This window comes from Streptomyces ossamyceticus (genome assembly GCF_001418475.1).
Taxonomy (GTDB): domain Bacteria; phylum Actinomycetota; class Actinomycetes; order Streptomycetales; family Streptomycetaceae; genus Streptomyces; species Streptomyces ossamyceticus.
Genome location: NZ_LIQX01000022.1, coordinates 18,826 through 44,129, shown reverse-complemented (window position 1 = coordinate 44,129; position 25,304 = coordinate 18,826). Strand labels below are relative to the sequence as shown.

The following is a 25,304-nucleotide window of genomic DNA, read 5'->3' as shown; positions in this document are numbered from 1 at the left end:
CTGCAGACACTCCTCGCAACCCGGACCGGCGCCTGCCCCACCTGCAACCGCGACATACCCACCCGCACACTGACCTGACCAACCACTACTAGAAGCTGCCCGTCCGGTACCCGGATTGCGACGAGGTGGTCGTGGCGGTGACGTTGTAGCGGTCGCCGCCCGCGTCGCGGCGGCCCTGGTCGTGGTTGTACTGGAACTTGAAGACGTAGGTGCCGGGGTCCAGGGTGACCCCCGACCGCAGCGTCACGATGTAGTCCACCTCACCGCTGCGTGAAGCGGAGGCCACCGACACCTTGTCGCCGAGGGAACTCCAGGTCCCGGTGTCGGCCACCCCGCCCGTCTGGATGATCTTGACGACCACCTTGAGGCCGCTGAGCGGCTTCGTGGACTTCACGGTGACGGTGCTCTGGTCCCAGTAGTCGTTGGAGTCCGAGTCGATGCTGCCGTCGTTCCAGATCCAGCTGGTCGACTCCTGCTGCGAGGAGTCCGACGTCCGTGAGGAGCCGGCCTCCTTGTTCGCGGTCGTGCTCCCGTCACCGCTCGTACCGGAACGCCCGGAGCCGGACTCTCTGTCCGAGGTGCCGCCCACGGATCCCCCCGAGCCCGGGAGATACACGATGTCGGGGCCCTTGTCCTCCTTGTTCCGGGCCGGTGCCCTCGATGACGCGGTGACGGCCGGTTCATCGCCGCCCTTGGCGGAGTCCTGCTCCTTCGCGACGGCCTTCCCCGAGGCGGCGGTGGTCACCTTCTCGGGACCTCCGCTCCAGTCGATCCGGGAGACGACCACGGTGGTGCCCATGATGACCAGGACCGTGGCCGCGGAGCCCCCGACGGCGTTCCAGACCCGGCGGCCGGGCAGGAACCCGCGCAGGGGAGTGCGCGCCCTGCGGGCGAACAGTTCGGCGAACTCGCCGTCCGAGCGGCTGGGTCGAACGGTGGTCTGCGGCATGAGGCGGGTCCTTACCGAGGAGTGGTTACCGAGGAGTGGTTGCTGGAACGGGCACGCCGGACCGGCTGGGGAGGAGGGAGCCCTGAGCCTCTACGGGAGGTCTCCCGGTGTGAGGGTCATCAGGTCGGACTCCGAGGCGTCGGGCAGTTCGGCGACGCGGTAGGCCTGCCGCTCCGTCAACGTCTGGAACAGCTGGCGGGCGGCGCGTCCGTTGCCGAACCCCCGTCCCCGCGGGAGCGCGTCGAAATGCGCCGTGAGCGCCTCGCGGGCCGCCGGAGTGAGCTCGTACTGGTGCTGCGCGGCCTGATGCTCGACGATGCTGACCAGTTCGGCGGCGCCGTAGTCCTCGAAGATCAGGGTGCGGGTGAAGCGGGAGGCCAGACCCGGGTTCGAGCGGACGAACACCTCCATCTCCTTGGGGTATCCGGCCACGATCACCACCACGTCGTCACGGTGGTCCTCCATCAGCTTCAGCAGGGTGGCGATCGCCTCCTGGCCGAAGTCGTTGGTGCCGGCGTACTGGGTGAGGGAGTACGCCTCGTCGATGAAGAGGACGCCGCCCCGGGCCTGCTCGAACACCCGCGTGGTCTTCGGGCCGGTGTGTCCGACGTACTCGCCGACCAGCGCCGAACGGTCCGCCTCGACGAGGTGACCGCGTTCGAGCAGGCCGACGGCGGCCAGGATGCGTCCGTAGAGCCGGGCCACGGTGGTCTTGCCGGTGCCCGGGTTGCCGGTGAAGACCAGATGGCGGCTGAGCGGGGGCGCGGCCAGACCCATCTCCTCACGGCGGCGCACCGTCCGCATCAGCTTCACGAGCGACGACACGTCGTTCTTCACGCGCTCCAGGCCCGCCAGCCCGTCGAGTTGGGCGAGCAGGTCCTCCAGCGTGTCCTCGGCAGGCGCCTCGGTCTCCCTCGCGCCGGTTCCGGCGGCGTCCGTGTCCCTGCCCGCGGCGGACGGCAGCGCCTCCTTCGGGCCGGTCGGCAGAGCCGGGTTCGTCACGTTCCGCGACAGACAGTCGTCGAACACCGGCCGGGCGCCCTTCTCCGCGGCCACGTCCTCCTCGGTGTCCCGCACCACACAGCCGCGCAGTACGGGCGCGCTCCCGGCCGACACGTGGAGGGCCGGAAACGCCGCACCGCCGCTACCGGCCCCCGCGAAGACGCACTCCTCGAAGGTGCCGCGTGCCTTCTCGCCGACGAACAGGCTGTTCTTGCCGGTACGGGCCACGGTGACGGACCGGACACGCGGTTCGGCCGCCGGTCCCAGAACCAGCCCGGAACCGGCGGCGTCGCGCACCGTGCAGCCCTCGATGCTGGGGGTCGCGCGTTCGCCGACCACCAGCCCGGCGGTGCCGGTGCCCGAGATCCGGCAGTCCCGCAGCACGGCCGACGTGCCGGTTCCGCAACTGATACCCGCGCGTTCGGCGTCCGTGACGTCGCATTCCTCCAGGACGACCGTCCCGGTGGACTCCGCGCTGACACCCGTACGGCCCCGTACCACGGACAGACCGCGCACCCGCGCGCCCGCCGCGGCGTCGATCCGCAGGCCCGCCAGCCCGCAGTCGCTGATACGGACGCCCTCCACGGTGAGTTCGGCCCTGTCGGTGGCCCGCACACCGTGCTCGGGCGTGACGCCGATACGGCAGGAGGTGAGCGACAGCCGGGCGTCGTCGCAGGCGTGTACGGCGCTGAATCCGCAGTCCGTCACATCGCTCGACGCCAGCCTCACCTGGGAGCGGTCGCCCGCCAGCAGTCCGTTGGCGCGACTGCCGTGCATCGACGTGCCCTCCGCGGACAGCCGGGCGCTGCCCCGGGCCACCAGACAGGAGCCGTGCGGCCGGTCCACCTGGCAGTCCACGAGGGCGGCCCTGCCGTCGTCCTCGGCGCTCACCCCGGCCCCGGAGCTGTCCCGCAGCCGACAGTTCAGCAGCAGGACGTCGCCCGAGCCGGAGACGGACACCCCATCCGCGCCGGTGCGCAGCACCTGGCAGTCGGTGAGTACGACCCCGCCCTCGGCGCCCGCCGGGCGTGTCGGGGCCTCCCCGGGGCGGGGGGAGCTCCCCAGTACCCGGACGCCTTCCGCGCCCGTCTCCTCGACGCGGCAGTCCAGCGCGGTCACGGTCGCCTCGTCCTCCACCAGCAGCCCGCTGCGGCCCGGGGCGCTGATCCGGCAGTCACGGAGGACGGCCCCCGCCCGGCCGCGTACCCGGACTCCCGAGCCCGTGACCCGGCGCACCGTCAGACCGGTGGCCTCCGCGGCCGTGGCGGAGCCGAGGACGACTCCCGTGCCGTCGACGTCCTCGACCACCGTGTCGACCAGCAGGGCCGGGCCGGTGGTGTTCGCGTGCACCCCGGCAAGGGCCGCACCGGAGACATGGCAGCCGCGCATCGTCAGCGACGTGTCACCGCCCGCCTCGACGCGGCCGCCGGAGATCTCGCAGCCGTCCAGCTCCAGACCGCCGACGGCCACCAGCGCGACGGGCAGCCAGGGGTCCTGCCCCGTCAGCACGACCCCACCGACGTGGACACCGGGGGCGGTGACCTCCAGAGCGGGCCGGCCGGGGTCCTCCGCCAGTACACGCACGGAATGGTCCGGCGCGTCGTCCGGGACCAGGGACACCGCACGGTCCACAACGAGCACTTCGACGTACTCGCCCGGAGCGATACGGATCTGGTCACCGTCGCAGGCGGCGCGCACGGCGGCGGTGATGGTGCGGTGGGCGCCGCGGCCCTTGGGGGCGACCCGGTGCACGGCAGGGACGGCGGTGGCGGTGGTGGTCACGGGAGCTCCAATCCCTCGACGGGTGCGGCAGGTTGATCAGCCGGGGGCTGCGGGGCGGAGGGCGGTGTCGCCGTGGGGGTGGTGGCCGGCTTCGGGAACGCCCGGCCGGGGGACGGCAGGTTGCTCCCGTTCCGGCTGTCCGCCTGGGTGATCTGGAAGGTGATGTACCGGGACAGCGCGGACTCGGCCCAGTTCATGCCCAGTTCGCCGAGGCCGCCCTTGTGGAAGACCCGGGCGCCGGTTGTCAGGTGCCAGGCGTTGCGCGCCAGACCGGTGCTCACCCCACCGAACAGCGACCCTGCGGCACCCCACATACCGGCCCGCAGCGCGTCCACCCCTTGGACCTCGTTGCCGTTGACCCCGAACACCGCCGCGCTGATGGCGTTGCTGACGAAGCCGCTGAGTGCGCCGGTCGCGAGGCCCACGGTGTTGGCGTAGGTGGCGCTGCGCCAGCGGGTGGGCTTCTCGAAGGCGGCCCAGTCGGTGACCCAGTCGTCGGTGTTGCCGGCCATCGACTGCCTGGGGTGGCCGCCCCAGTCGCTCACGCCCATGGTGGTCTTGAGGTAGCCGAGCCGGGTGTGGTTGTACAGGGCGTTGAGCCCGCCGCTGAAGGTGCCGCCGACCGTGCCGGAGAGGAGTGCCTTGAAGACGTCCTCCACCTTGAGATTGCCGTTGTTGGTGAGCTCGGTGATCAGCAGGCCCGCGGTGAAGTCGGTGAGGAACCCGGTGCTGAACGTGGTCAGGAAGCCGCGGATCTCGCGCTGCCATACGGGCATCTCGACGGACTCGCCGTTCCTGACCCCCTGGAACAGACCGTGCCACGGGTCCTGGACCTCTCGCAGATGGCCGAGGGCCTCGATGTCGGCGCCCCGGTAGTCGAACTCCCGGCCGATGAGCTGCCAGGCCCGGTCGCCGGGCAGGCCGACGTCGCCGCCGACCCTGGGCAGGACCCCGCCGAGGTGGTGGGGGACCACGGCCGGGCCCGACATGCTCAGCCGGCCGAACGCGTCGGTCCTGTAGACCCGCCCGTCGAAGACGCGCTGCTCGACCAGATGGCCGTTCTGGTACTCCCTCCACTGGCCCCACTGCTTGTCGACCTCGCGGTAGCGGACGGGATCGCCGTCCACCTTGACGCGCTCGCGGAAGACCTTGCCGAGGTCGTACTCCTTCCATGCCTCCCGGTCCACGCGGACCGTGCCGGGTGTCTCGAAGTGGCGCGTGGACCGGTCGAGCAGCTCGCGCAGCGTCATCCCGCTCGTGAGTTCGGTCGCGGGTGCCGCGGGCGGCTGCGGGGCGACGATCTCGTACGCGTACTCGCGCACCCGGCCGCCGTCCCTGCTGCGGACCACCTGGCCGTCGACGAGGTCCCGCCAGCGGCCCTTCGCGACATCGCCGTACACCCGGACGCCCTGGGAGTGGACCGTGCCGTCGGCGGCGGTCCTCGTCCACTCGTAGGTGCCGTCGGGCTGCCGCACCGCGTCGACCCAGGAGGCACCGACGTCGGTGGCGTTGCGCTCCCGCACCACGTTGCCGAGCCGGTCGAGGTCGACGAAGGAGTCGTCCCAGGTGCGTGAGTACAAGGAGCCGCGGTTCTGCTTGCGGACGCCCTCGTCGAGCACGGTGGCCCCGTTGACGGAGTCGTACGTCTTCCATGTCCAGTCGGTGCGGTAGGGACTGCCGGACGACTCGACGAACACGTCGCCCACCAGGTCCCGCCGGCCGGTGATGTGCAGCAGCGAGTTCCTGTCGACCCAGACGCCCGAGCGGTCGTTGCGGGCGAGGTCCTGCGGGGTCGGCGCGTCGAAGAGGTACTCGCGTGTGCCGGAGCCCTCGCTGCGCAGCCGGACGCGTTCGACCCCCTCGCCGTCGGTGAAGACGTCCCGCCACCCTCCGACGCCGTCGGCGTACCGCGTGCCGGTCTCGCCGGTCGTCGTGTTCCGCCAGTGCAGTTCGTACGGGGCGCCCCTGTGGTACTCGGGAAGCGGCGCCCAGCGAGTGGCGTCCTCGGCGCTGCGCCCGACCTCGATGACGCTGCCGTCGTCCAGCTTGCGGCTCTCCCGCACGATGCGGCCGAACTGGTCGACGTCGACCCAGTTGGCGCCCGACGGGTTGAGCCGGACACCGGTCACCGTGGTGCCGTCGGCGGCGGTCTGGGTCCAGTGGCTCACGCGGTTCAGGGAGTCCCCCGCGAACAGGTCACCGAAGAAGTTGCCGAACGGGTCGCGGCCCGCCGCGCCCTTCCACAGGAAGGCGGGCGGACGCATGTCGGCGAACCGCTTGACGAGCAGGCTGCCGCCGTCCGACAGGGCCTCCAGGCTCTCGATCCGGGCGTTCGCCGGGCCCTGACCGACGTACGTGTCGGGGTCGATCCGTGTTCCGGCCGGGGCGTGGCCGGGCAGCAGTGAGTGCTCCTGGTACATCCGGGAGCCGTGCAGTCCGCCGAACGGCCAGGTCTGGCCACGCCGTTGAGCGACCGTCTCCAGGCCCGTGACGGGGTCGAGGAAGGTGTCCTTGAAGGCGACGTGGTTCGCGCTCCAATGCCGGGTGCCGGACAGCGCCTCCACACCGTCCTTGTCGAAGCGCTGCCAGGTCCAGTGGCCGTCGGCGCCCTTCTCGGCGCGCACGAGGCCGCCGTCGAGGGCCTTGTGGTAGGTGCGCACGTCGGAGGTGTTGAGCAGGCGCCAGGAACCGTCCGGCACGTCGTGATACGTCCGCTGGTCCGGGTCCCCGATGCGCTCGCCGGACCGGACCCGGGTGCCCGTGTCGTCGAACTCGGTCCAGCGGGCGTGGCCGAAGCGGTCCCGGGCGATGTGCAGGGTGTTGCCGTTCTTGAGGACCTCGGACTCGAACAGGGTTACTTTGCCGGGCTCTTTGCCGGTCAGCCTGATCTGTCCGGTGGGGGACTTCTCCAGCGTGGTGGTGTCGAAGCGGCCCGTGAACGGGGTGTTGTCGCCGTTGACACGCACGCCCTTGCCGGCCACGTGGTCGATGGTCCAGTACGAGCCGGTGGGCTTGCCGCCCGTGCCGCGAATGGCGACGGTCTCCTCCAGCAGCTTCCCGCCGCTCGCGTCGAAGACGGTCCGCTCCAGCGGTGGGGTGCCCGGCCCGGTGCGGATCAGGGCGATCCGGCCGTCGTCGAGCCGCTCCGCGCGCAGGGTCAGGGACGCGTTGCCCGACGTGTCGAGGACCCGGGGCACCCCGTCCGGAGCGCCGGCCTCGAACCGGAACATGCCCCGGCCGTCGGCGAGTTGGACGTCTCTGAGGGCTAGCGTGCCCTCAGGGCCGTAGTGCCACTTCGTCGTGCCGGCGGCGTCGGTGACGGTGAAGCCGCCGCGCACCTCGGTGCGGAGGTTCGGGTCGAGACGTGTGACGGTGAACGCGTCGTCGGCCACGTGTGTGCCCACGAGCTGGAAGGACTCGGGGGCCCAACCGCCCTCGGCCGTGCGGCCGGTGAGCCCGAGCCTGGTCCCGTCGAGCTCGGCTGGGCCGCCCCTGACGAACACCTCCTGGTGGAGCAGCTCGCGATGCGGGCCGAAGCCCGTGGTCAGGTCCGTCGGCGTGTGCGTGACGGTGAAGCGGCTGCCGCCGGGGCCGCCGTGCGGGGTCGGCGTGACGGTGAAGTCGCCGAAGACGCGGCTACCGCCGCCCTGGAGGTCCTCCAGACGCGTGGCCAGGGGCAGGTTCTGGTACTCCCGCAGGACGGTGGCGGCGCCCTGCCGGATCCCCTCGTGTGCCTGCGCGGTCATCTGGCGGAGCTGGTCGTGGAGGAGTTCGGGCCGCAGCCCGGGGAACCTGTTCAGTGAGTCGGTGGCGTCGCCCGCGAGCTGCTGCACATGCGGGAGGTCCAGGTTCTGCAGGGCGTGGGAGTCGGGTGCGGCATGCAGGAACTCCATGGCTCCGGAGATGGACGACAGGTCCGCCGAGGCCGCGTCCTCGGGCAGGGCGGCCCGTACGCCCGATGCCTCGTCGAGGGTGCGGTCGAAGAGCTGGGAGATGTCGGTGAGCCCGTCGTCCAGTACGTCTTCCTCCGGGATGGAGCTGATCGGGAAACGCTCGGACAGCGGGTCCAGCAGCGGGGTCGGCTGTGCGTCGCGGGCGCCCTCGGTGAATCGCAGGAAGCCCGAGCCGTCACGGGCCGGCAGGTCGCGGAGGACGAGGGCTCCGCTCCGGTCGAAGTGGAAGCGGCTGCCGGTGACGGTGTCGGTGAGGGTGAAGCCGCCGGGCAGCCGCTCGGCGAGCGCGCCCTCCGGGGCGGTGACCCGCAGTGACCTGACGGCACTGTCAGGACCGATCAGATCCACCTGCGTGTACCGGTCCGCCACGTGGCGGGTCGCCGAGACTCGCAGGCCGGAGGGGAGTCCCTCCCCGGTGAGCAGGGTCTCGCGGCCCAGGAAGGCGCCGTCCTGGGCGAAGGTCCACGTCGTGTTCCCGGTCGGGTCGGTGACGGCGAACCCGCCGTCCGGGACCCGTCCGACCGCGAAACCCGCGCCGCGGACCGTTCCGTCCGCCGTCGGGGCACGGTCGAGGAGTTCGAAGCGGAACGAGCCCGGTGCCGTGTCGGTGGACGGTACGCGCAGCACCCGTATCTCAAGATCGGCGAGGTCGTCCGCGCCGGTCAGCCGGATCCCGGGCATCCGTTCCAGGAGCCCGGTCCAGTGCTCGTCCAGAGCTCGCCAGGCCGCGCGGAGATCGAGGTCGGGCGCGTCGCCCGGGCTCAGCCGGGTGAGCCACTGGTCGCCGTGCTCTCCCACGGCGTCGGACAGTCGCAGGGCGGCGGCATCGTCCAGGCCGGGCAGGCGCCAAGTGGCACCGAGGAACGGATCGGTGACGTCGGACAGGGGACGCGTGCCCCCCGATGCCTCGTCCAGGGTGCGCTGGAAGATCCCGGCGAGGTCGTCCAGGCCCGAGGAGCCGCCCAGGTCGTCGAGCCGGACGGGCGGGACATCGGGCGCGCCCTCCGTGAAGCGCAGGAATCCGGAGCCGTCACGGGCCGGCACATCGCGGAACGCGAGGTTGAGATCGGCGTCGTAGTGGAAGCGGCTGCCCGTGACGCTGTCGGTCAGGGTGAAGCCGCCCGGCAGACGGTCCTGAAGCGTCCGGTCGATGGTGGTGAGCGGGAACGAATCGGTGACTTCGCGGGGACCCACCAGCCCGACGATCCTGGCGGTCATGCCGTCCGTCGTGGTCGTGGCCGTGCTCCTGAACCACAGCCCGGACGGCAGCCCCAGATCGTTGTCGACGAGCGCCGTCTCACGGGCGAGGAACTCACCCCCGGCGCTGAACTCCCAGCGGGTGGTGCCGGGCGGGTCGGTGACACGGAACGTACCGCTGTCCAGACGCTCCACCGCGAACCGCGGCTGCGGCCCCGCCCCGTGAGGTGTCGGGGCGGCCTGCGTGACATCCAGCCGGAACGTACTGGGCACGCCGTCAGCGGCGGTGCCGCCGGCGATCCGGAACTCCAGTCCGGCCAGGTCGCCCACGCCGGACAGCGGCATGTCCTGGAACTCGGTCAGGCGCGTGAGGGGCAGATCGGCGGGCGGCGCGACGTCTGCCGCACGCGCGACGGTCGGCGCGTCGGCACCGGGCAGCTCGATCCGAGGCAGGTCGGCCGCGGCGCCGTCCAGGGCGTTGTGCTCGGGGATGGAGTGCAGCGGGAACCGCTCGGACAGCGGGCCGCCGAAGTCGTCGAGGCCCGTCAGCGGGCCGACGTTCGGGTCCGGCAGGGCCGACCCGGCCGTCTCCAGCCGTATCGGTGGGGCGTCCGCGGGGAGATCCACGAACTGGCCGGCCCGGTCGAAGACGAACCGCTCGCCGTTCGCCAGGTCGGTCACCGCGAAGCCCCCGGCCGGCAGCCGCCCGGCCGCTTCACCACCCGGCAGCCGTACGACGGAGAAGGCACCGTCGCCCAGCCCCGGCACAGCCAACCGGAGGGTCGGCACCATGTCACCGCCCGGCCCTCGGGTGACCGTCGTGACCACCCGTGCGTCGGTCAACGCACCACCGGCGTGGCCGGAGAACCGCAGTTCCTCGGACAGCCAGGTGCCGTCGAGGTCGAACCGGGCGGTCCAGGCCCCGTCCGGCGTTCCCACCTTCACACCGGTGACCACGCCGAGCGCGCCCCTGACCGGGGCGACCACCGCACCGGTACCGGCCAGCGGCACCCCGTCCGGACCGACCCACCGAGGCAGCGTGTCCGGACCCGGTGCGGCCTCGAACCTCAGGAAGCCGTCCGTCCCCGGAACCCGGTGGTCGCGGAACTGGAGAACCTCGTCCGCGCCGAACACCAGGCGCACACCACCCGCCTCGTCGGTGAGCGTGAAACCACCCCCCTCCAGCGGAGCCCGGTCCCACTCCATCCGCATGTGCGACGTCCCGGCGACCTGCTCCGGACGCAGGAGCACCGTCTCACCGCGGGGCGCGGGAGCGTCGAAGCGGTCCAGCCGTGGCACGTTCATGGTGAACGTGTCGCCTGCGCGGAGGCTGTCGGCGAGTTCGTCGCCGGTCCCGCGGACCGCACCGCCGGCGGGAAGGATGTCGGCGAACACGATCACCTTGGCCTTGTCACCGAACTCGCCGGTCAGTTCGTGCGCGAAGTGCCCGTCCCGCACCAGCACCTGGTTGATCTTGATCTGGGTGTTGACCGGGAACGTCACTTCCGCCTCGGCCAGGTTCTCCGACCCCAGTACCCGGCCCGGATGACCCTGCCCCGGCACGTCGAACTTCCAGATCACGGCCTTGGAGTTCACGAAGTTGTGGTTGGTGGCACTACCTGTGGTCGTGGACATGATCCCCGGCCAGGAGATGGTCCTCCCGACGTCGTGGTACCCGCCTCCCGGGTAGTGCGCCGGATCCAGGATCCCGTCGAACGACGAGAAGATCTGCCGGCTGTCGCCGCGTACGACTGTGTTGCCAGGGATCGCCGGGGACGGGAAGTCGTCCCACGCCCGGTGGATGGCCTTGATGCTGTCATGCCACCTGTGCAGGTCCTGCATGTCCCAGGACTCCGTCACCTGCCGCGACGCGTACCCGCGTTCCGTGGCCACCCGCTTCCAGTTCTCCAGAACGTCCGCGGCCCGGTCCGAGAAGTCGAAACCCACCTGTCGCACCTGTGCCGCCGTGTACCCGGCCTCCTCGAACGCGGCCAGCAGCGGATTGATCGACCGGTACCCCGAACTCAGGTACTTCCCGCCCTCCTGCAGATCCGCCTTCTTCAGCTGCTCGGCCGCCCTTTTCAGCTGTTCCGTCTCGAACACCTGGCGTGAGGCGGCGGCGTTGTCGAGGGTCGCCCACGCGCGATCGCTGGTGGAGACCAGGGAAATGGAGCCGTCTTCGGTGTTCTTGATCTTGTAGCGTCCGAACGGAGCCTTGCCCTCGATCACCCAGTGCGAGGTGTCCCCGACCGGTTCGTGCCTGACCACGGGGGTCCCGGCATCCAGTCCCGACCCCAACCCGTGCGCGCCCGCGGAGGGCGGTGGAACCGGTGTCATTGCCCCGATTCCCTTGCCGAGCGGCGGAACAGGGGGAGCGGAAGGAGCATGAGGAACCGGGGGAGCGGACAGAACCGCAGGAGGCGGCGGTGAGACCGGAGCCGGAGGCGGCGTCATGGCGGTCACGGGAGCGACCGGGACCGCCGGGCCGTCGAACGCCATGCGCTCACCGGTCGGGCCGACCTTGAAGCCGCCCTCCGGGGTGGTGACCACGAAGCCGTCGTCACCCATCCGCACATGAGTACCGGGGACGATACCTGTGTCGTTCCTGAGCACCCAGCTGAGTTCCGTGCCGGGCTCGAACGTGATCCATTGCCCGGTGGGCCGCTGCATGTCGTCCAGCAGCGTCAGTTCGCCGACGCGCAGTTCCGGCAGGCTCCCGGAGTTCACGCCCTCGGGGCCGCGCAGTTCGACGAAGACGGGCTTCGCCTCGAAGTCCGCCTTGATCGTGTCCGTCAGCCGGAGATGTCCCGCGGCTTCGTCGAGACCCCGGAGCGTGCCGCCCGGCAGCACGTCACCGGTGCCGGAGGCCGCCGCCCTGGGGTACGGACCCTCCAGATAGCTCTTGGGAATGGTGCCCTTGATCAGCCATTCCTGGTCACGGGTGGTGTTGAGCAGGACACGGACATCAGAGGCGAGCTTGCCGCTCATGTCCTTGCCGCCCTTGCCGACGAGATTGACGTCGTGGGCCTTGAGGAAGGCGGCGACGTCCTGCCGGGTGCTGTCGGCGGTGAGCCCGGAGAAGAAGTCCAGACGTTTCCCGATCGTCCACTCGATCTGGTCGCCGATGAGTTTCTGAAGGCTGTGGGCCGGCAGGATCCCCACGTTCGGCAGCTTCCCCGACGTGATGTCCGTCCCCAGCTTGTAGGCGTCGAGAGTGAACTCCATGTCGCCGTACACCTTGTGACCGCCCGTGGCGGCGAAGGACGTGAAGGGGCTGTTGCTCTTCCGGGCCGTGTTCTCGGCCCCCGCCACATGCTGGAAGGCGGTGGTCCTGCCCTCCGGATTGGCCGGGACCATGCCGAGGTCGGGGTCGAAGTGCGACTTGCGCAGACCCTTGATGTCGACGTCGAGGTGGTGGAAGTCGTCCTGCCGGACGAGCTTGACGCCCCGCAGCTCCTCGAGGTCGACCTGGGACATGTAGAAGTCGTCGGGCCTGGGCCCCAGTTTGAGGTTTTCGACGGGAGGGAGTCCGGAACCGGAAGCCCGGCCCGCGTTCTCCAGCACGTTCCCGGGCACCGCAAGCGGGGTGTCCGGCGCGGACGGTACGAACTTCAGGGAGTCGACGGTCGGGTACGGCCCGGTCAGATACTGCTTCGGAATGCTCCCCTGCACCAGCCAGGTGTTGTCGCGGCGCACCTGCAGCAGGGCCTTGACGTCCGGGGTCACCTTGGTGGCAATCCCCTTGGAGACGCCGTTCTGGATGAGGTGATTCTGGATGTCCTTGGTGCTGGTCATATGGCTGAACGTGGTCGGGACCTGCAGCTGCGTGTCCGCGACCCTGAGCCGGATCTCGGTCAGAATCTCCTCTTGCAGCTGGGCGTTCGAGATGATCCGCAGGTCCTTGACGCCGTCGACGCCGCTGTTGATGTCCCTGCTCAGGGCGACGAGATCCAGTCCGATCTCTTGGTTCCCGTAACTCTTGGCGATGCTGCCCGGCGGGGAGAACGCGGTGAACGGACTGTTCTCCTTGAACGCCTTGGCATTGGCCGTTGACACGGCCTGGAGCGGTGTGATGGTGCCGTCGAGTTTGACCGGGACGAGACCGTTCTCGGTCAGGTGCGTCTTCATGCCGGATTTGAGGCTCGGCGCCTCGAAGTTCATGTCCTGCCGCACCAACCAGTGGACCTGCGGCACGGACGGCGTGGGTACCGTCGGAGCGATGGGTGCCTGCACCGGGCCCACGACATGCCGGGGAGCCGACGGACCCGGCAACGACTCGGGACGTACCGGCAGTTCCGTGAGCAGGGTCCGGCCGTCGGGGCCGATCCTGGTGATGGCGCCGTCGGCGCCGGTGAGGGTGAAGCCGTCGGGGAACATGTCCACTGTGATGCCGGGGACGATCCCGGCGTCCGACTTGACCACCCACGTGGCGGTCTCCCCGCCCTCCAGCGTGATCCACCGGTCCGTGGGCTGCCCCAGATCGTCCAGCAGCCGCAGTTCACCGACCGGCAGGTTCGCCGTCGGACCGTCTATGCGGGCCATCATCACCGTGATGTTCTGGCGGACGGTGTCCAGGTTCAGCCCGAGCCCCTCGAAGTCCATCCGTGCCCGGTTGAAATTCAGTTCCGCGGCGCTCAGATCCAGTTGGGCCTGGGCGCGGCTCAGCGGTGGCACGTCGGGCAGTCCGGTGAGCCGGGAGACTTCGCGGCCGGCCGTGTCCAGCTCGATCTCGGCCTTCTGCACCCGCAGCCAGGCATGGAAGCGGTCCGTGGCGGTCTTGCCGACCTCTCCGCCCGTGATGATCTCCCGCAGGGTCAGGGGCGGGAGGCCAGTCTGCGTCGTGAGCGGCCTGGTGGCCAGATCCGGCTGGAGCGGCCCCATGCCCAGCAACTGCCGCGCGCGGCGGATGTCGCCACCGGCGTCGGGAAGCAGCCGAACCAGGTCGTCGAGCCTGATACCGAGACCGGCCGGGGTGTCCGTCCCGGACAACTTCCCTGTGAATGCGGGAAGTCGGGTGACGGTCTCGGAGGGGTCCAGGACACGGACCGTCACCTCGCCCTTCAGATGGACCTGGACGTCCACCGGGTCTGTCTTCCCGATACGCAGGATCACCGCGTCCAGTGTGACGTTCACGAGGTCGACCTCACCGTCGAGGATCTTGCGCACCTGGAGGCCGGGCAGACCCCCGAAGTCGCCGTGGAGGTCGGGGTCCGCCAGGTCGTCGAGTGGCTTCAGCAGGCCGTCGTCGGTGCGGTCGAGACCCATCACGGTGTCCAGGTTCCGCAGCCGGGTGACCGCGCTCTGCGGTTGCTCCAGCAGCGCGGACCGGGGGCCGGGCACGCTCGGCGTGCCCAGCCCGTCGAGGGTGTCGAGCTCGTCGAGGGTGTCGAGGGTGTCGAGGGTGTCCAGTGCCGAGCGCAGCCGCGGGGGCAGCAGTCCGCCGTGCTCCAGGTCCAGCACGTCGACGCCCTGCTTGCCGAGCAGCGTGCCGAGGCCGGATCCCGCCGTGTCGAGGTCGCCGAAGTAGGCCGGCTCCACCAGGTCGTCGAGGCTGCTCGAGAACCGGCTGGGCGTCGACCTGGATATGGAGGACAGGGAACTCATGGCCGGAGTACGAGGCAGTGCGGTCGGTGGGGGCACGAACTCGGTCAGTTCGTCGAGCGCGTCGCCCCAGGCCTGGGTGCCGGGAAGGACCAGCTTGCCGACGTTCCCGCCCGTCTGTCCGACGGCGGGTGTGTGCAGGCCGTTCCTCGTCAGGTCGAGGACGCCGCCCCCCACCGAGCCGGCACTCCGGGCGATCGAGCGGCCGAGCGAGGGTTGCATGAGCAGGCCGCGTTCGAGGAAGCCCATGCGGAAGGCCGTCCGGTAGCCGAACCTGGCGAGTTCCCCGTACCTGACCGGAAGGAGGGCGGACACCGCGAGGTCGAAGGCCCGGCCCGTGTTGATGATTGCGTAGACGCCGAGACGGCGGCCCATGCCGCCTCCGGCGAACGCGGTGGACATGAAGAAGTCGCGGCGTAGGGCGAACCGCCCCTGCTGCCACATGCCCTTGAAGAACCCGGGAACGGACCGCAGCGCGCCCCTCAGCATCCGGGTCGCTCTCGCCGTGAAAGCGGGTACGCGGGACAACCCCATGGAGGCCAGGCCGCCGACCCTGGACGACCACCGGGTCAGGGCCTGACCGGTCAGGGTGGCCAGGGCGCGGGGGGTGAGCAGCAGCTTGCCGCCCTGCAGCAGCAGGTGCCCGCCCGCGGACAGGGTTCGAGGAATCGCTCTGAGGCCTCTGCTGAGGCCTCTGCGAGCGGCAGCGGCACCTGCCTTGGCCAGTCCTGCCATACGGCCGAAGGTGGTGAGGCCCTTGGTCGACGGCCCGAGAAGGCCCAGGGCGGACAGGCCCAGGGCGCGGCCGTCGATCTTGCCGGCCGCGTAGTCCGCCACGGCCTTGAGAAAGAGCGCCGCGCTCAGCCCCATGGCCAGCAGGCCCAACGGGCCCCCGAAGACGATCGCAACGATCGAGACCACCATCGCGATGATCTCCAGGGCCTTCCAGAACTTCTGCCAGCCGCTCGTCCTCGCCTTCGGGACGGGTGTGGACACCAGCTCGGCCGCCTCCTCCAGGGCGTCCTCCAGGATCTTGGCCTCGCTGTTGATGAAGTCGACCTCGGCCTGGACGTCGTTCTTCGCGGCGATGAGTTCCCGGGGCAGCACCGGGCCCGTCCTCCTCTCCACGATGCCCAGCTTCTCCAGCCAGGACCGCGGGGCGTCTCCTGCTATGACGCCCGCCGGGGGGATCACCACCGCGCCACCTCGTCTCGCGGCACTCTCCGCTCTGCCCTGGGCCTCCCTCAGGGCGTTCGCGTAGCGTTCAGTGGCCGCGGCCGCCTGTTCGAAGGAGTGCTGGACGTTCGGTACGAACGTTGTCCGGAGCTGTTTCCGGACGTACGTGCGGAAGGCGTCCGCGGTCTGTCCCTCGAAGCCCCCGTCCTCCGCTTTGCGCAGGAAGGCGTCGAGCCCTCCGGCGGCCTCGGCGGCCAGATCCTGGAGATGGCGGAATTCCCGGGTGATGCCGTCGACGACTTCCGGATTCCCGGTCACCGGATTTCCGTTGTAACCGACTTTGCTCCAGTCCTCGGGGCTGGCCACGGGGTCCTCCACGATGTTCAGGACTCGGGGGTCGGCCGCACGCACGCGGATGACGTGATGGTGACGTAGGAGCGGGGGTCGGTAGTTCAACGGAGTGACGGACGCCACATGCGCGCCGATCGGTGAGAGACCGGAAGAAATTCCTTTGAACCCTTCGTGCCCCTGACTGCGTCTACAGGGCGAGCATGACGCCGAAGCCCTTACGCACCTGGCCCGAAGGCCACCGCGCACCGGAGAAAGGACGGAAGACGTGGGTCGCATAACCATCGACTACGATCTGATGTACGAGCTCGCGCGGGACATCTGGGCTCTCCGCGACAGGCTGCTCGACACCTCACGCGCGAACCACGACTTCGCCCCGTCGGACATCGGCCCCCGTGAACAGACCTCCGGAGCGCTGATCTACTTCTACGGCGCCTGGAAGAAGTCGTTCGAAGAAGCCTGGCAGGTGATGACCGATCTCGGAAACCAACTCGACGAGGCGGGCAAGGCCTTCTACGACCAGGACGCACAGGGCGCCGTCACCGCGCGCCAGCAGGAAGCGGCCATGCTGCGCCAGGACGTCGAGCAGCAGCATGCGGCCTACCAGCAGAAACGAGAAGCCCGAGTAAAGCAGGCGAAGGCCGAGGACCTGCGGAGGGGGCATGCGGCCAGGCAGGCGGTCGTGGACAAGCAGCAGGCCGAACTGGACAAGAAGCGGGCGGTCCTCGACAAGGGGCAGCAGGCCCTGCAGAAGCGGCAGGAGGACCTCGACAAGAAGTACGAGGGCCTGCGGGAAAAGCAGGAACCGCTGCAGAAGCGCCAGGAGGAACTGCTCCGCGAACAGCGGGAGTTGCGGAAGGAACAGAGCTCCGGACGGAAGGATCCCGAAGGAGAGCTGCAGAAGAGACAGGACGCCCTGAACCGCGAGCAGGAAGCCCTGCAGGCCGACCAGAACGCACTGCAGCTGGAATGGGACGACCTGCAGAGGCAGCAGGAAGACCTGCGGAAGGGCCAGGAGGAGAACGACAAGGCGCAGGACCGGCTCGACGACGAAGAGGAGCCGCTGAGCAAGCGGTCGGAAGAACTCCAGAACGACTACGCCGAAGAGCTCAAGGAACTGGAGAAAACCCCGGCTTCCGAATGGGAGAAGGATTCCAGCTGGCTGCGCGGGCACAGGGAATGGGCCGACGACCCGGACAATCCGCCGCCACCGGTGCCCAACGGCCTGGTACGGGAGACCCCAGACGGCAGAACGGAGATCTCGTACAAGCTCGATGAGAACGGCGAGATCGAACTCGACAAGAACGGTCAGCCCGTCGAGACGACGACCACCGTCACCAACAAGAACGGCCTGGCCTACTCGGAGACATACCGCTCACTGCCCGGCGACGGGAACTCCGTGACGACGGTCCGGGGTTCCGACGGGTCCGTCACCAAGATCTATGTGGACAACAATCCCGAGGGGTACGGCCCAGGGGAATCGATGCGCTATGTCACCGACGACAAGGGCGCCCCGCTCGAGACGTGGCGCAAGACGCCGGACGGCGAGTGGGGGAAGGTCTGGGACCGAAGCAGTTCTTCCCCGGACGAGGAGGTGGCCGAGGAGGAGAACGCGCAGAAGGCGGAGGAGGCCGCGAACGGCGTGGGCAGGCCGCCCGCGTACCTGACGGTCGAGAAGCCGCTCGTCGACGGTGGAGGCCGCCCGGCCGACGACTCCTTCTCCCCGCCGATGGCCATCGAACTGCCGGACGGCAACACCCGGACGGACTACATGCGCCAGGACGGCTCCGAGCTCAGGGTCGTCACGACGGACAGCGCACGCTACGTCGCCGACGAGCGCAACGAGATCCAGGAAGTCTGGTACAAGCGCCGGGACGGGACCTGGTACCTGAAGGAATCCATCGCCCAGCACACCCGCTACGGCGACGAACCCCCGCTCGGGACGCTCGGGGTCAACTGGCAGTGACCGTCCGCGGACGCACGCGCGTCCTCCGGCTTCCCACCCCATGACTCCCTGCGGGCGCCCCGTACCCCTCCCTCGGGCGCTCACAGGGCTCCACCGCAGCGCTGCCCTCCCGGTCGCGTTGCGGCGGTTCCACCATCACCACCGTGCACCGGTCGCATGACCGGACGTACCGAAACGCGAAAGAGGACACCATGGGCAAGACCCACGTCGATGACGAGCAGGTGGACGCCACGGCCGCCAAGCTCACCACCGCTGTCGACAGCACGCTCGTGCCCCAGCTGGAGAGTCTGCAGCGGGATGTCGTGGATCTCCTCGGCAACGGCCTGGTGCTGCAGCAGTCCAGCCCCGCGCTGCAGGACTCCTACATGAACTTCAACAAGTCGGTGACGGAGGCGGTACAGAACATCAGGGAGTTCGCCAAGCAGTTCGTGTCGGTCAAGGACTCCGTGAAGAACCTGGACGGCCAGATCGCGAGCAGTATCCCTGCTGGTAGGTGACCGACGACATCGCATCATCCAGGGGTGCCGGCCCGGAATCCCCTTCCCGGGTCGGCACCCCTTTGCCTGTTCCGGCTGCGCCCACCGGGCGCCGGAGCCGGCCGACGGACCGAACGCCAGGTGACCAGATCGTCGCACCCGGATCACGGTCGCATGTGGAACCTCACGTTCACCTCACAGCCTCTTGAAAGTCGTCGCGGCGCACATAGACTCACGCCTCAACAGGAACAGGAACTACCGATTCCGTTTGTGGGTACGGAAGGGCCTGGGTGCCTGCACTCGCATTGCTCGATTCATGCCGCGACGCGCGGCGCCTGACGGGACCGGCTCGCAGACCGAGGCCGGTACCGGGGGAGGCAATCCATGAGTACGTCCCCATCCAGCCCATCCGGCCCGCCTGGGAGCGCTCCCAGGCGCGGTGAGGCCGTTCCGTCCGGTGACGGGCCGGTCCGTGTGCTCTACGAGCGACACCGTGAGCCGCTCCTGCGCTACGTCAGCGGACTCTTGCGCGGCGACCGGCAGCGCGCCGAGGACTTCGTCCAGGAGACACTGCTGCGCGCCTGGCTGTGCTTCGCGGACCAGCCGCCGGACTGGTCGCCCTCCCGGGCCTGGCTGTTCCGGGTGGCGCACAACCTGGTGATCGACTGGACACGACGTGAGCAGGCACGCCCCGAGCTCAACCAGGAGCTCCTGGAGACACACGCCGAACCCGTCGACCCGATCAGCCAGGCGGTTCACCGCTGCTTCCTCGTGCACGCCCTCTCCCGGCTCTCACCGTCCCACCGCGAGGTGCTCTTCTACGTCTACATGCTGGGCTGGACCGGCCCGGACGCCGCGGACGCCCTGTCCATCCCGCCGGGTACGGTGAAGTCCCGCGCCCACCACGCGATACGCGAGCTGCGCCGACGGCACCCTCAGCACACGATGGTGGCGGCATGACGGCGGGTACCCGCCCCGACTGGCGCCTGATCGCGCTGGCCAGGCCCGACAAGTCGCTGATGACGGGGATCCTGGTCGCTGTCGTCGTGCTCCTGCTGCTGTTCCTCCTGCTGCGGTACTTCGTACGAAAGTGCGGTGGCCGGCGACGGTGCCGGCGCCGCGTCGCCCGGGAGCTCACCCTGACCCGGCAGGCGTTCGGCGAGCCGCTGCGTGCCTTCCGGCGCCATCGCCGAGGAGTACGGGCCCTGGCCCGCCACCTGTGCGCTCCCCGGGCGGGCCTGCTGGTGCGGCGGCTGCTGGACGCGGCCGGGGCAGCCCTCGATGACGTGCCCGGGGCCTTCCCCTACGGGCTGCGGACGGAGCCGGGAGGGGCCTTTGTGCAGATCGCCGCCCGCCGGCTGCCCGAGCCCCCCGCCCCTTGGGAGGCCGACGAGGGACCCGGCCCGCAGTCCTGGTACCTGGAACTCGACCGCCTGGACGGTGCGGCCCTGCCCGACGCCGCACCCCGGGCCGGCGCCCGCGTCCGACCGCTGCCCGTCGCCGTCGGCATGGCGGACGACGCCTGCGTCCACCTGGACCTGGCCGCCGGACCACGGATGGTCACGGTCGAAGGTGACTCCGCCGGACGGACCCGCCTGCTCCACGCACTGGCCGCGCAGCTCGACCGGCCGGGCAGCGGAGCCTCGGTGACCGTCACGGACGGCGTGCACGCGCACTACCACGGGGAGCGGCTCGAGGCGGTGCTGCGAGAACTGGAGGACACGTCCCCCGCGGAGAGGGAGGAGGCGGCCACCGCCACCACCAGGGTCGTGGTCTGCGCCGCACCCACCCGGGAACAGACCCGGCGGCTGGGGGCGCTCACCGCCTCGGGCGCCGTCGTCTGTCTCGTCGACGGTCCCGTACCCGTGCACAGTTGGGCCCTTCGTGTCGACGCCCGTGGCCGGGTCACCGCTCCGGAACTCGGACTGCGCGCGGACTGCGCCCCACTCGGCAGAGCCGTCGCCGCAGCCGTACGGGCGGACCGACGCCGCTCCCGCCGCGCACCCGAGCGGCACCGACCGGCCGAGCGGGCCCTCGAACCGCGCGCGCTACCGGAGGAGCGGCGGGCGGTCCGCTCACCCGAACTCGTGGAGGAACCCGTACAGCCGGCCCCGGCCCTGACCGTGACCGGTGCCGACCTGCTGTCCGAACCGGCCACCGCCAGGACGCGCCCCGCCCGGGCCTCCTCCACCGATGAGCAGTAGCCCCGCGCCGCTCCGCCACCCCGTCCCGTTGCTCACCTCCGAACCACCCGAAGGGGAGACGTGAAACTCCTCATCACCACCGTCACCGACGGCGATCTCTCAAGCCGTCAGGACGTCGTGCTGAGCGCCGACGCCACCACTCCCGTGCGGGAGGTCGCCGAACACCTGGCCCGGATGCGGGCCGGGACACAGGCGCCGGGCACGGACAAGGCGCCCACCGCGCCCGCCTGCTATCTGGGAGACGAACCGCTGCCCCCCGGGGCGCCGCTGGCCGCCACCCGGATCATGGACGGCAGCGTCGTCGGTCTCGGTGCTCCCGTTCCGCGGGCCGGACTGGAGTACGGTCCCGAGCGTTCCGCGATGCCGCAGCCGCAGCGGGTCGACCACGCACCGGTCGTCGAACTGCAGGTGGTGGGCGGACCGGATGCCGGACGGGTGTACGCGCTCGGCGTCGGCACCCACGGCATCGGCCCGCTGGAGGGCTCTGCCGTACCGCTGCACGGCCGCGGCGTTCCGTCCGACGGTGTACGGATCACCGTGTGCCCGGACGGATCGGCGATCGTCGAACTCCCGGCCGACGGCACGGCACGGCTGTCCGTCCCGGAGCCGCCGGAGCACCGGGGCAAGCCCGACATCCCGCTGCTGCCGCTCGTGGCCGAGGACGACGAGGAGGAGCAGGCCGCCGACGAACCGTGGGCCACCGCTCTCCTCCCCGACGGCTGGGAACCCTGGCCCGTCGGTGCCGAGCTCCGGCTCGGCGCGTTTCTGCTGCGACTGGCCGAACCGACCCCGAGGGACGCCGCGGTGGTGCCGTCCGAGGGCGGCGGGGGCCTGGACTACAACCGCCCGCCGCGCATCCTGCCGCACCTGGCGCCCGAGCGGTTCCGGCTGCCGGCACCTCCCGAGCCGCTCCGGCGCAGGCCCATTCCGCTGCTCGTGGCGTTCGCCCCGATGGTCTTCGGCCTCGTCATGGTCCTCTTCTGGAACTCGTACTTCTACCTGGTCTTCATGCTCCTGTCGCCGATACTCATGGCGGCGAACCACCTCAGCGGGCGGCGCCAGGCACGCCTGGACCACGAGGACAGGTGCCGCGTCTACCGCCTGCGCCGCTCCTCACTGGAGGAGGACGTCCGGAACAAGGTCGCCACCGAGCAGCGGCTGCGCACCGAGAACGCACCCGACCCCGCGCTGGCCGGACTGTGGGCGGTCGGCCCCGGCCACCGGCTGTGGGAACGGCGCCGCGGCGACCCGGACCACCTCGCCCTGCGCATCGGCACCGCCGAGCAGCCGTCCCTCCTCGGCATCGACGACACGGCGCGCGAGGACAACCACACAGCCGTCCACTGGACCATCCCGGACGCACCCGTCAGCGTCGACCTGGAGACGTGCGGTGTGGTGGGCGTGTCCGGGGAGACCGGACCGGTCCAGGCGCTGGCGCGCTGGATGACGGCCCAGGCCGCCGTGCTGCACACCCCCCGCGACCTGCGGATCGTCGTACTCACCGACAAGGCGTCCCAGGAGTCCTGGGAGTGGGCCTGCTGGCTGCCGCATGCGAGGGACGGTCTGCCCGGATCCCGCGGCGGCGCCGTCACCCTCATCGGCAACGACCCGGAGACGGTGGCGAACCGGGTCGCCGAACTGGTCTCCACCCTGCGCACCCGCCAGCGGGCCGCCGAGTCGACCATGAGCAAGGCGCTGCTCAGCGAACCGGACGTACTGGTCGTGATGGACGGCGCCCGCCGTCTGCGCGACGTCCCCGGTGTCGTCTCCATCCTGAAGGAGGGGCCCGCCGCACGGATCTTCCCCCTGTGCCTCGACCACGAGGAACGCCTCCTCCCCGAGGAGTGCACCGCGGTCGTCCGGTACGAGAACCACCGGCTGACCCTGCGCCGCACCGGACGGCCCGACGTCCCCGACATCCGCCCCGACCTGGTCGAACCCGCGTGGTGCGAGCGTCTTGCCCGGGGTATCGCCCCGATCCACGACGTCACCCCGGACGCCTCGGAGGGCCTGCCCGGCAGCGTCGGCCTGCTCGACCTGCTGGACATGCCGGAGCCGAACGGCAAGATGATCGCCGCCCGCTGGGCGGAGCGCCCGTCGTCCACCTCGCTGCTGCTCGGCGTGGGCTACGACGGCGCTGCCGCCTTCGACCTGGTGAAGGACGGCCCGCACGGCCTGGTGGCGGGCACCACCGGGTCCGGCAAATCGGAGCTGCTGCAGACCTTCGTGGCCTCGCTCGCCGCGGTCAACCGGCCCGACGAGCTGACCTTCGTCCTGGTCGACTACAAGGGCGGCAGCGCCTTCAAGGACTGTGTGAAGCTGCCGCACACCCTCGGCATGGTCACCGACCTCGACAGCCACCTCGTGCAGCGCGCACTCACCTCGCTGTCGGCCGAACTGCTCCGCCGCGAGCACATCCTGGCGGCCGCCGCTGCCAAGGACCTGCCCGAGTACCAGAGCATGCGCCGCCGGAACCCGGAGCTGCGGCCCGTGCCCCGGCTCGTCATCGTCATCGACGAGTTCGCCACCCTGTACCGGGAGATCCCGGACTTCATCCCCGGCCTGGTGGGCATCGCCCAGCGCGGCCGGTCCCTGGGCATCCACCTGATCCTCGCCACCCAGCGTCCGGCCGGTGTGGTCAACGCCGACATCCGCGCCAACACCAACCTGCGGATCGCCCTGCGCGTCACCGACTCCGGCGAGAGCCAGGACGTCATCGACACCAAGGACGCCGTCAGCATCTCCCCGAACACCCCCGGCCGGGCCCTGGCCCGGCTCGGGCACGGCACGGTCGTCCCCTTCCAGACCGCCTACTGCGGTGCGACCCGGCCCGGGGCCGCGCCGAGGCAGGAGCGGCAGCGGGCGGACGAGACGGACAGGCCCCGGGTCTGGGGAACCGCACTGCCGTGGCAGCGCCTCGGCCGTACCGTCGGAGTGCCGGACACCGTCGAGGAGCCCCGTGCCGCCGTCGACGACGACCTCCCCACCGACCTGAACGCGCTGGTGGAGGCGGTCCGTGAGGCGACGGAACTTCTGGACTGTCTGCCCCAGCCCAGCCCTTGGCTGCCTCCGCTCGACAGCAATGTGCTCATAGCCGACCTGCCGCAGCCCGAAGAGCCCGGCGGAGCCCGACTGGCCCCCGTGTCCTGGGCGCTGTCGGACCTGCCGGGCTCGCAGGCGCAACTGCCGGTCCAACTGGACCTCGACACCTTCGGTCACCTGTACGTCATCGGCATCCCGCGCTCGGGGCGGTCGCAGGTGCTGCGGACCATGGCCGGCGCACTGGCCCGTGGCCACTGCGCCGCGGACGTGCACCTGTACGGCGTCGACTTCGCGGGCGGCGCGCTGTCCGCCCTGGGTGTGCTGCCCCACTGCGGCGCCGTCGTGCTCCGGGGTGACACCGAGCGGCTGGAGCGGCTGTTCGCCCGGCTCGACGCCGAACTGGGGCGCCGACAGGAACTGCTGACCCGGCATCACGCGGCGAACCTGGCGGAGTTGCGCGAGATCGTCCCCGCGGCGGCCCGCCCGGCCCACGTCCTGCTGTTCATCGACGGCTGGGACGCACTCGTCGACCTCATCGCCGATCACCACGGCGGCCGGCTGATGGACCAGCTCAACCGTTTCCTGCGAGAGGGAGCCGCTTCGGGACTGCACGTCGTCGCCACGTCCGAGCGCGCCCTGCTCGCCTCGCGGGCCAGCGCGCTCAACGACAACAAACTGCTACTGCGGCTGAACGACCGCAGCGACTACCACCTCGTGGGCAGACGCCCGGCGGAGATGCCCGATGTCATCAAGTCCGGACAGGGCTGGACCTCCGACGGCACCGAGATCCAGGTCGCGCTGCTCGGGCCCGGTGCAACCGGTCAGGAGCAGGCGGAGGCGCTGCGCGCGATCGGCGACGACGCGACCCGTCGCGACGCGGGGCTGCCCGCCGCCCGCCGGCCCGTCCGTATCGGCTCGCTGCCCGCGAAGGTGGCCTTCACGGAGGCGTACGAGAAGGTGGGCGAGGAGTTCCGCCGGCCCCTGTGGGGCCTGCTGGGGCTGGGCGGTGACGATGTCGCGCCGGTGGGGGTGGACTTCGCCCAGTCGCCGACGTTCGTGGTCGCCGGACCTCCCGGCTCGGGCCGCAGCACCACGCTGGCGGGCCTCGCGGTCTCCCTGCTCGCCTCCGGTACCCGGCTCGTCGTCCTCACGCCCCGGGAGTCGCCGTTGCGCGCACTGGACGGGCATCCGGGGGTGGAACTGCTCACGTCACGGGTGCCCACGGCACGGGAGTTCGCCGCCGCCCTGGGGAGCGGCGGCGAGCCCCGCGTGGTGCTCGTCGACGACGCCGACCTGGTGGCGCTGCCGGAGTTCGACCAGGATCTACGCGCCCTGGCCGAGTCAGGCAGGGAACGCGGCATCGGACTCGCAGCCGCGGCCACGGGGGACACCATGGCGGGAGCGATGGGATGGCTGGGTGCCCTGAAACGGCAGCGCAGAGGTGTGCTGCTGGAAGCCCAGAGCCTGATGGACGGAGACGTCCTGGGGGTACGCCTGACCCACGCCCACCTGCGCAACCGCAGGCCCGGACGGGGGCTGACCGTCGACCCGGGCTCGGGAGAGCTGATCAACGTGCAGATCCCCGAGACCGACTTCGACTGACGGGTC

8 protein-coding genes are annotated in these 25,304 nt (G+C 70.7%); 5 read left to right on the top strand and 3 right to left on the bottom strand.

Features of this window, described 5'->3' with window-relative positions:
• Positions 1 to 88: 88 nt before the first annotated feature.
• The 3 genes from AOK15_RS02055 to AOK15_RS02045 all read right to left on the bottom strand — a co-directional run bounded on the left by AOK15_RS02055 (position 89) and on the right by AOK15_RS02045 (position 16,071).
• Positions 89 to 949, bottom strand: coding sequence for a hypothetical protein (locus AOK15_RS02055; protein ID WP_055512057.1), 861 nt, complete (start codon positions 947 to 949; stop codon positions 89 to 91).
• A 90-nt stretch (positions 950 to 1,039) separates the two neighbouring features.
• Complete coding sequence (locus AOK15_RS02050; RefSeq protein WP_055512055.1) at positions 1,040 to 3,733, bottom strand: right-handed parallel beta-helix repeat-containing protein; 2,694 nt, start codon at positions 3,731 to 3,733, stop codon at positions 1,040 to 1,042.
• Positions 3,730 to 16,071, bottom strand: coding sequence for a putative T7SS-secreted protein (locus tag AOK15_RS02045; RefSeq protein ID WP_157870145.1), 12,342 nt, complete (start codon positions 16,069 to 16,071; stop codon positions 3,730 to 3,732). Before AOK15_RS02045 ends, AOK15_RS02050 begins: the two co-directional genes overlap by 4 nt.
• Positions 16,072 to 16,276: 205 nt before the next feature.
• Between AOK15_RS02045 and AOK15_RS02040 the strand changes: the two genes are divergently transcribed.
• From AOK15_RS02040 to AOK15_RS02020, 5 genes are all read left to right on the top strand, one after another.
• Complete coding sequence (locus AOK15_RS02040; RefSeq protein WP_055512051.1) at positions 16,277 to 17,974, top strand: hypothetical protein; 1,698 nt, start codon at positions 16,277 to 16,279, stop codon at positions 17,972 to 17,974.
• Between the two features lie 191 nt (positions 17,975 to 18,165).
• A complete protein-coding gene (locus AOK15_RS02035; protein ID WP_055512049.1) occupies positions 18,166 to 18,471 on the top strand; it encodes a hypothetical protein in 306 nt (101 codons plus the stop codon).
• Between the two features lie 363 nt (positions 18,472 to 18,834).
• Complete coding sequence (locus AOK15_RS02030) at positions 18,835 to 19,410, top strand: sigma-70 family RNA polymerase sigma factor (protein ID WP_063798929.1); 576 nt, start codon at positions 18,835 to 18,837, stop codon at positions 19,408 to 19,410.
• Positions 19,407 to 20,654: a hypothetical protein gene (locus AOK15_RS02025; RefSeq protein ID WP_055512045.1), complete on the top strand. Its 1,248-nt coding sequence runs from the start codon at positions 19,407 to 19,409 to the stop codon at positions 20,652 to 20,654. The genes AOK15_RS02030 and AOK15_RS02025 overlap by 4 nt, the downstream gene beginning before the upstream one ends.
• A gap of 60 nt (positions 20,655 to 20,714) precedes the next feature.
• Positions 20,715 to 25,298 (top strand): FtsK/SpoIIIE domain-containing protein, encoded by a 4,584-nt coding sequence (locus AOK15_RS02020; RefSeq protein ID WP_055512043.1) that lies wholly within the window; start codon positions 20,715 to 20,717, stop codon positions 25,296 to 25,298.
• Positions 25,299 to 25,304 lie beyond the last annotated feature (6 nt).

Excerpts from the sequence above, each read along its gene's own strand:
- AOK15_RS02035 (WP_055512049.1), top strand. The coding sequence starts at position 18,166 with ATGGGCAAGACCCACGTCGATGACGAGCAGGTGGACGCCACGGCCGCC.
- AOK15_RS02030 (WP_063798929.1), top strand. The coding sequence starts at position 18,835 with ATGAGTACGTCCCCATCCAGCCCATCCGGCCCGCCTGGGAGCGCTCCC.
- AOK15_RS02055 (WP_055512057.1), bottom strand. The coding sequence starts at position 949 with ATGCCGCAGACCACCGTTCGACCCAGCCGCTCGGACGGCGAGTTCGCC.
- AOK15_RS02025 (WP_055512045.1), top strand. The coding sequence starts at position 19,407 with ATGACGGCGGGTACCCGCCCCGACTGGCGCCTGATCGCGCTGGCCAGG.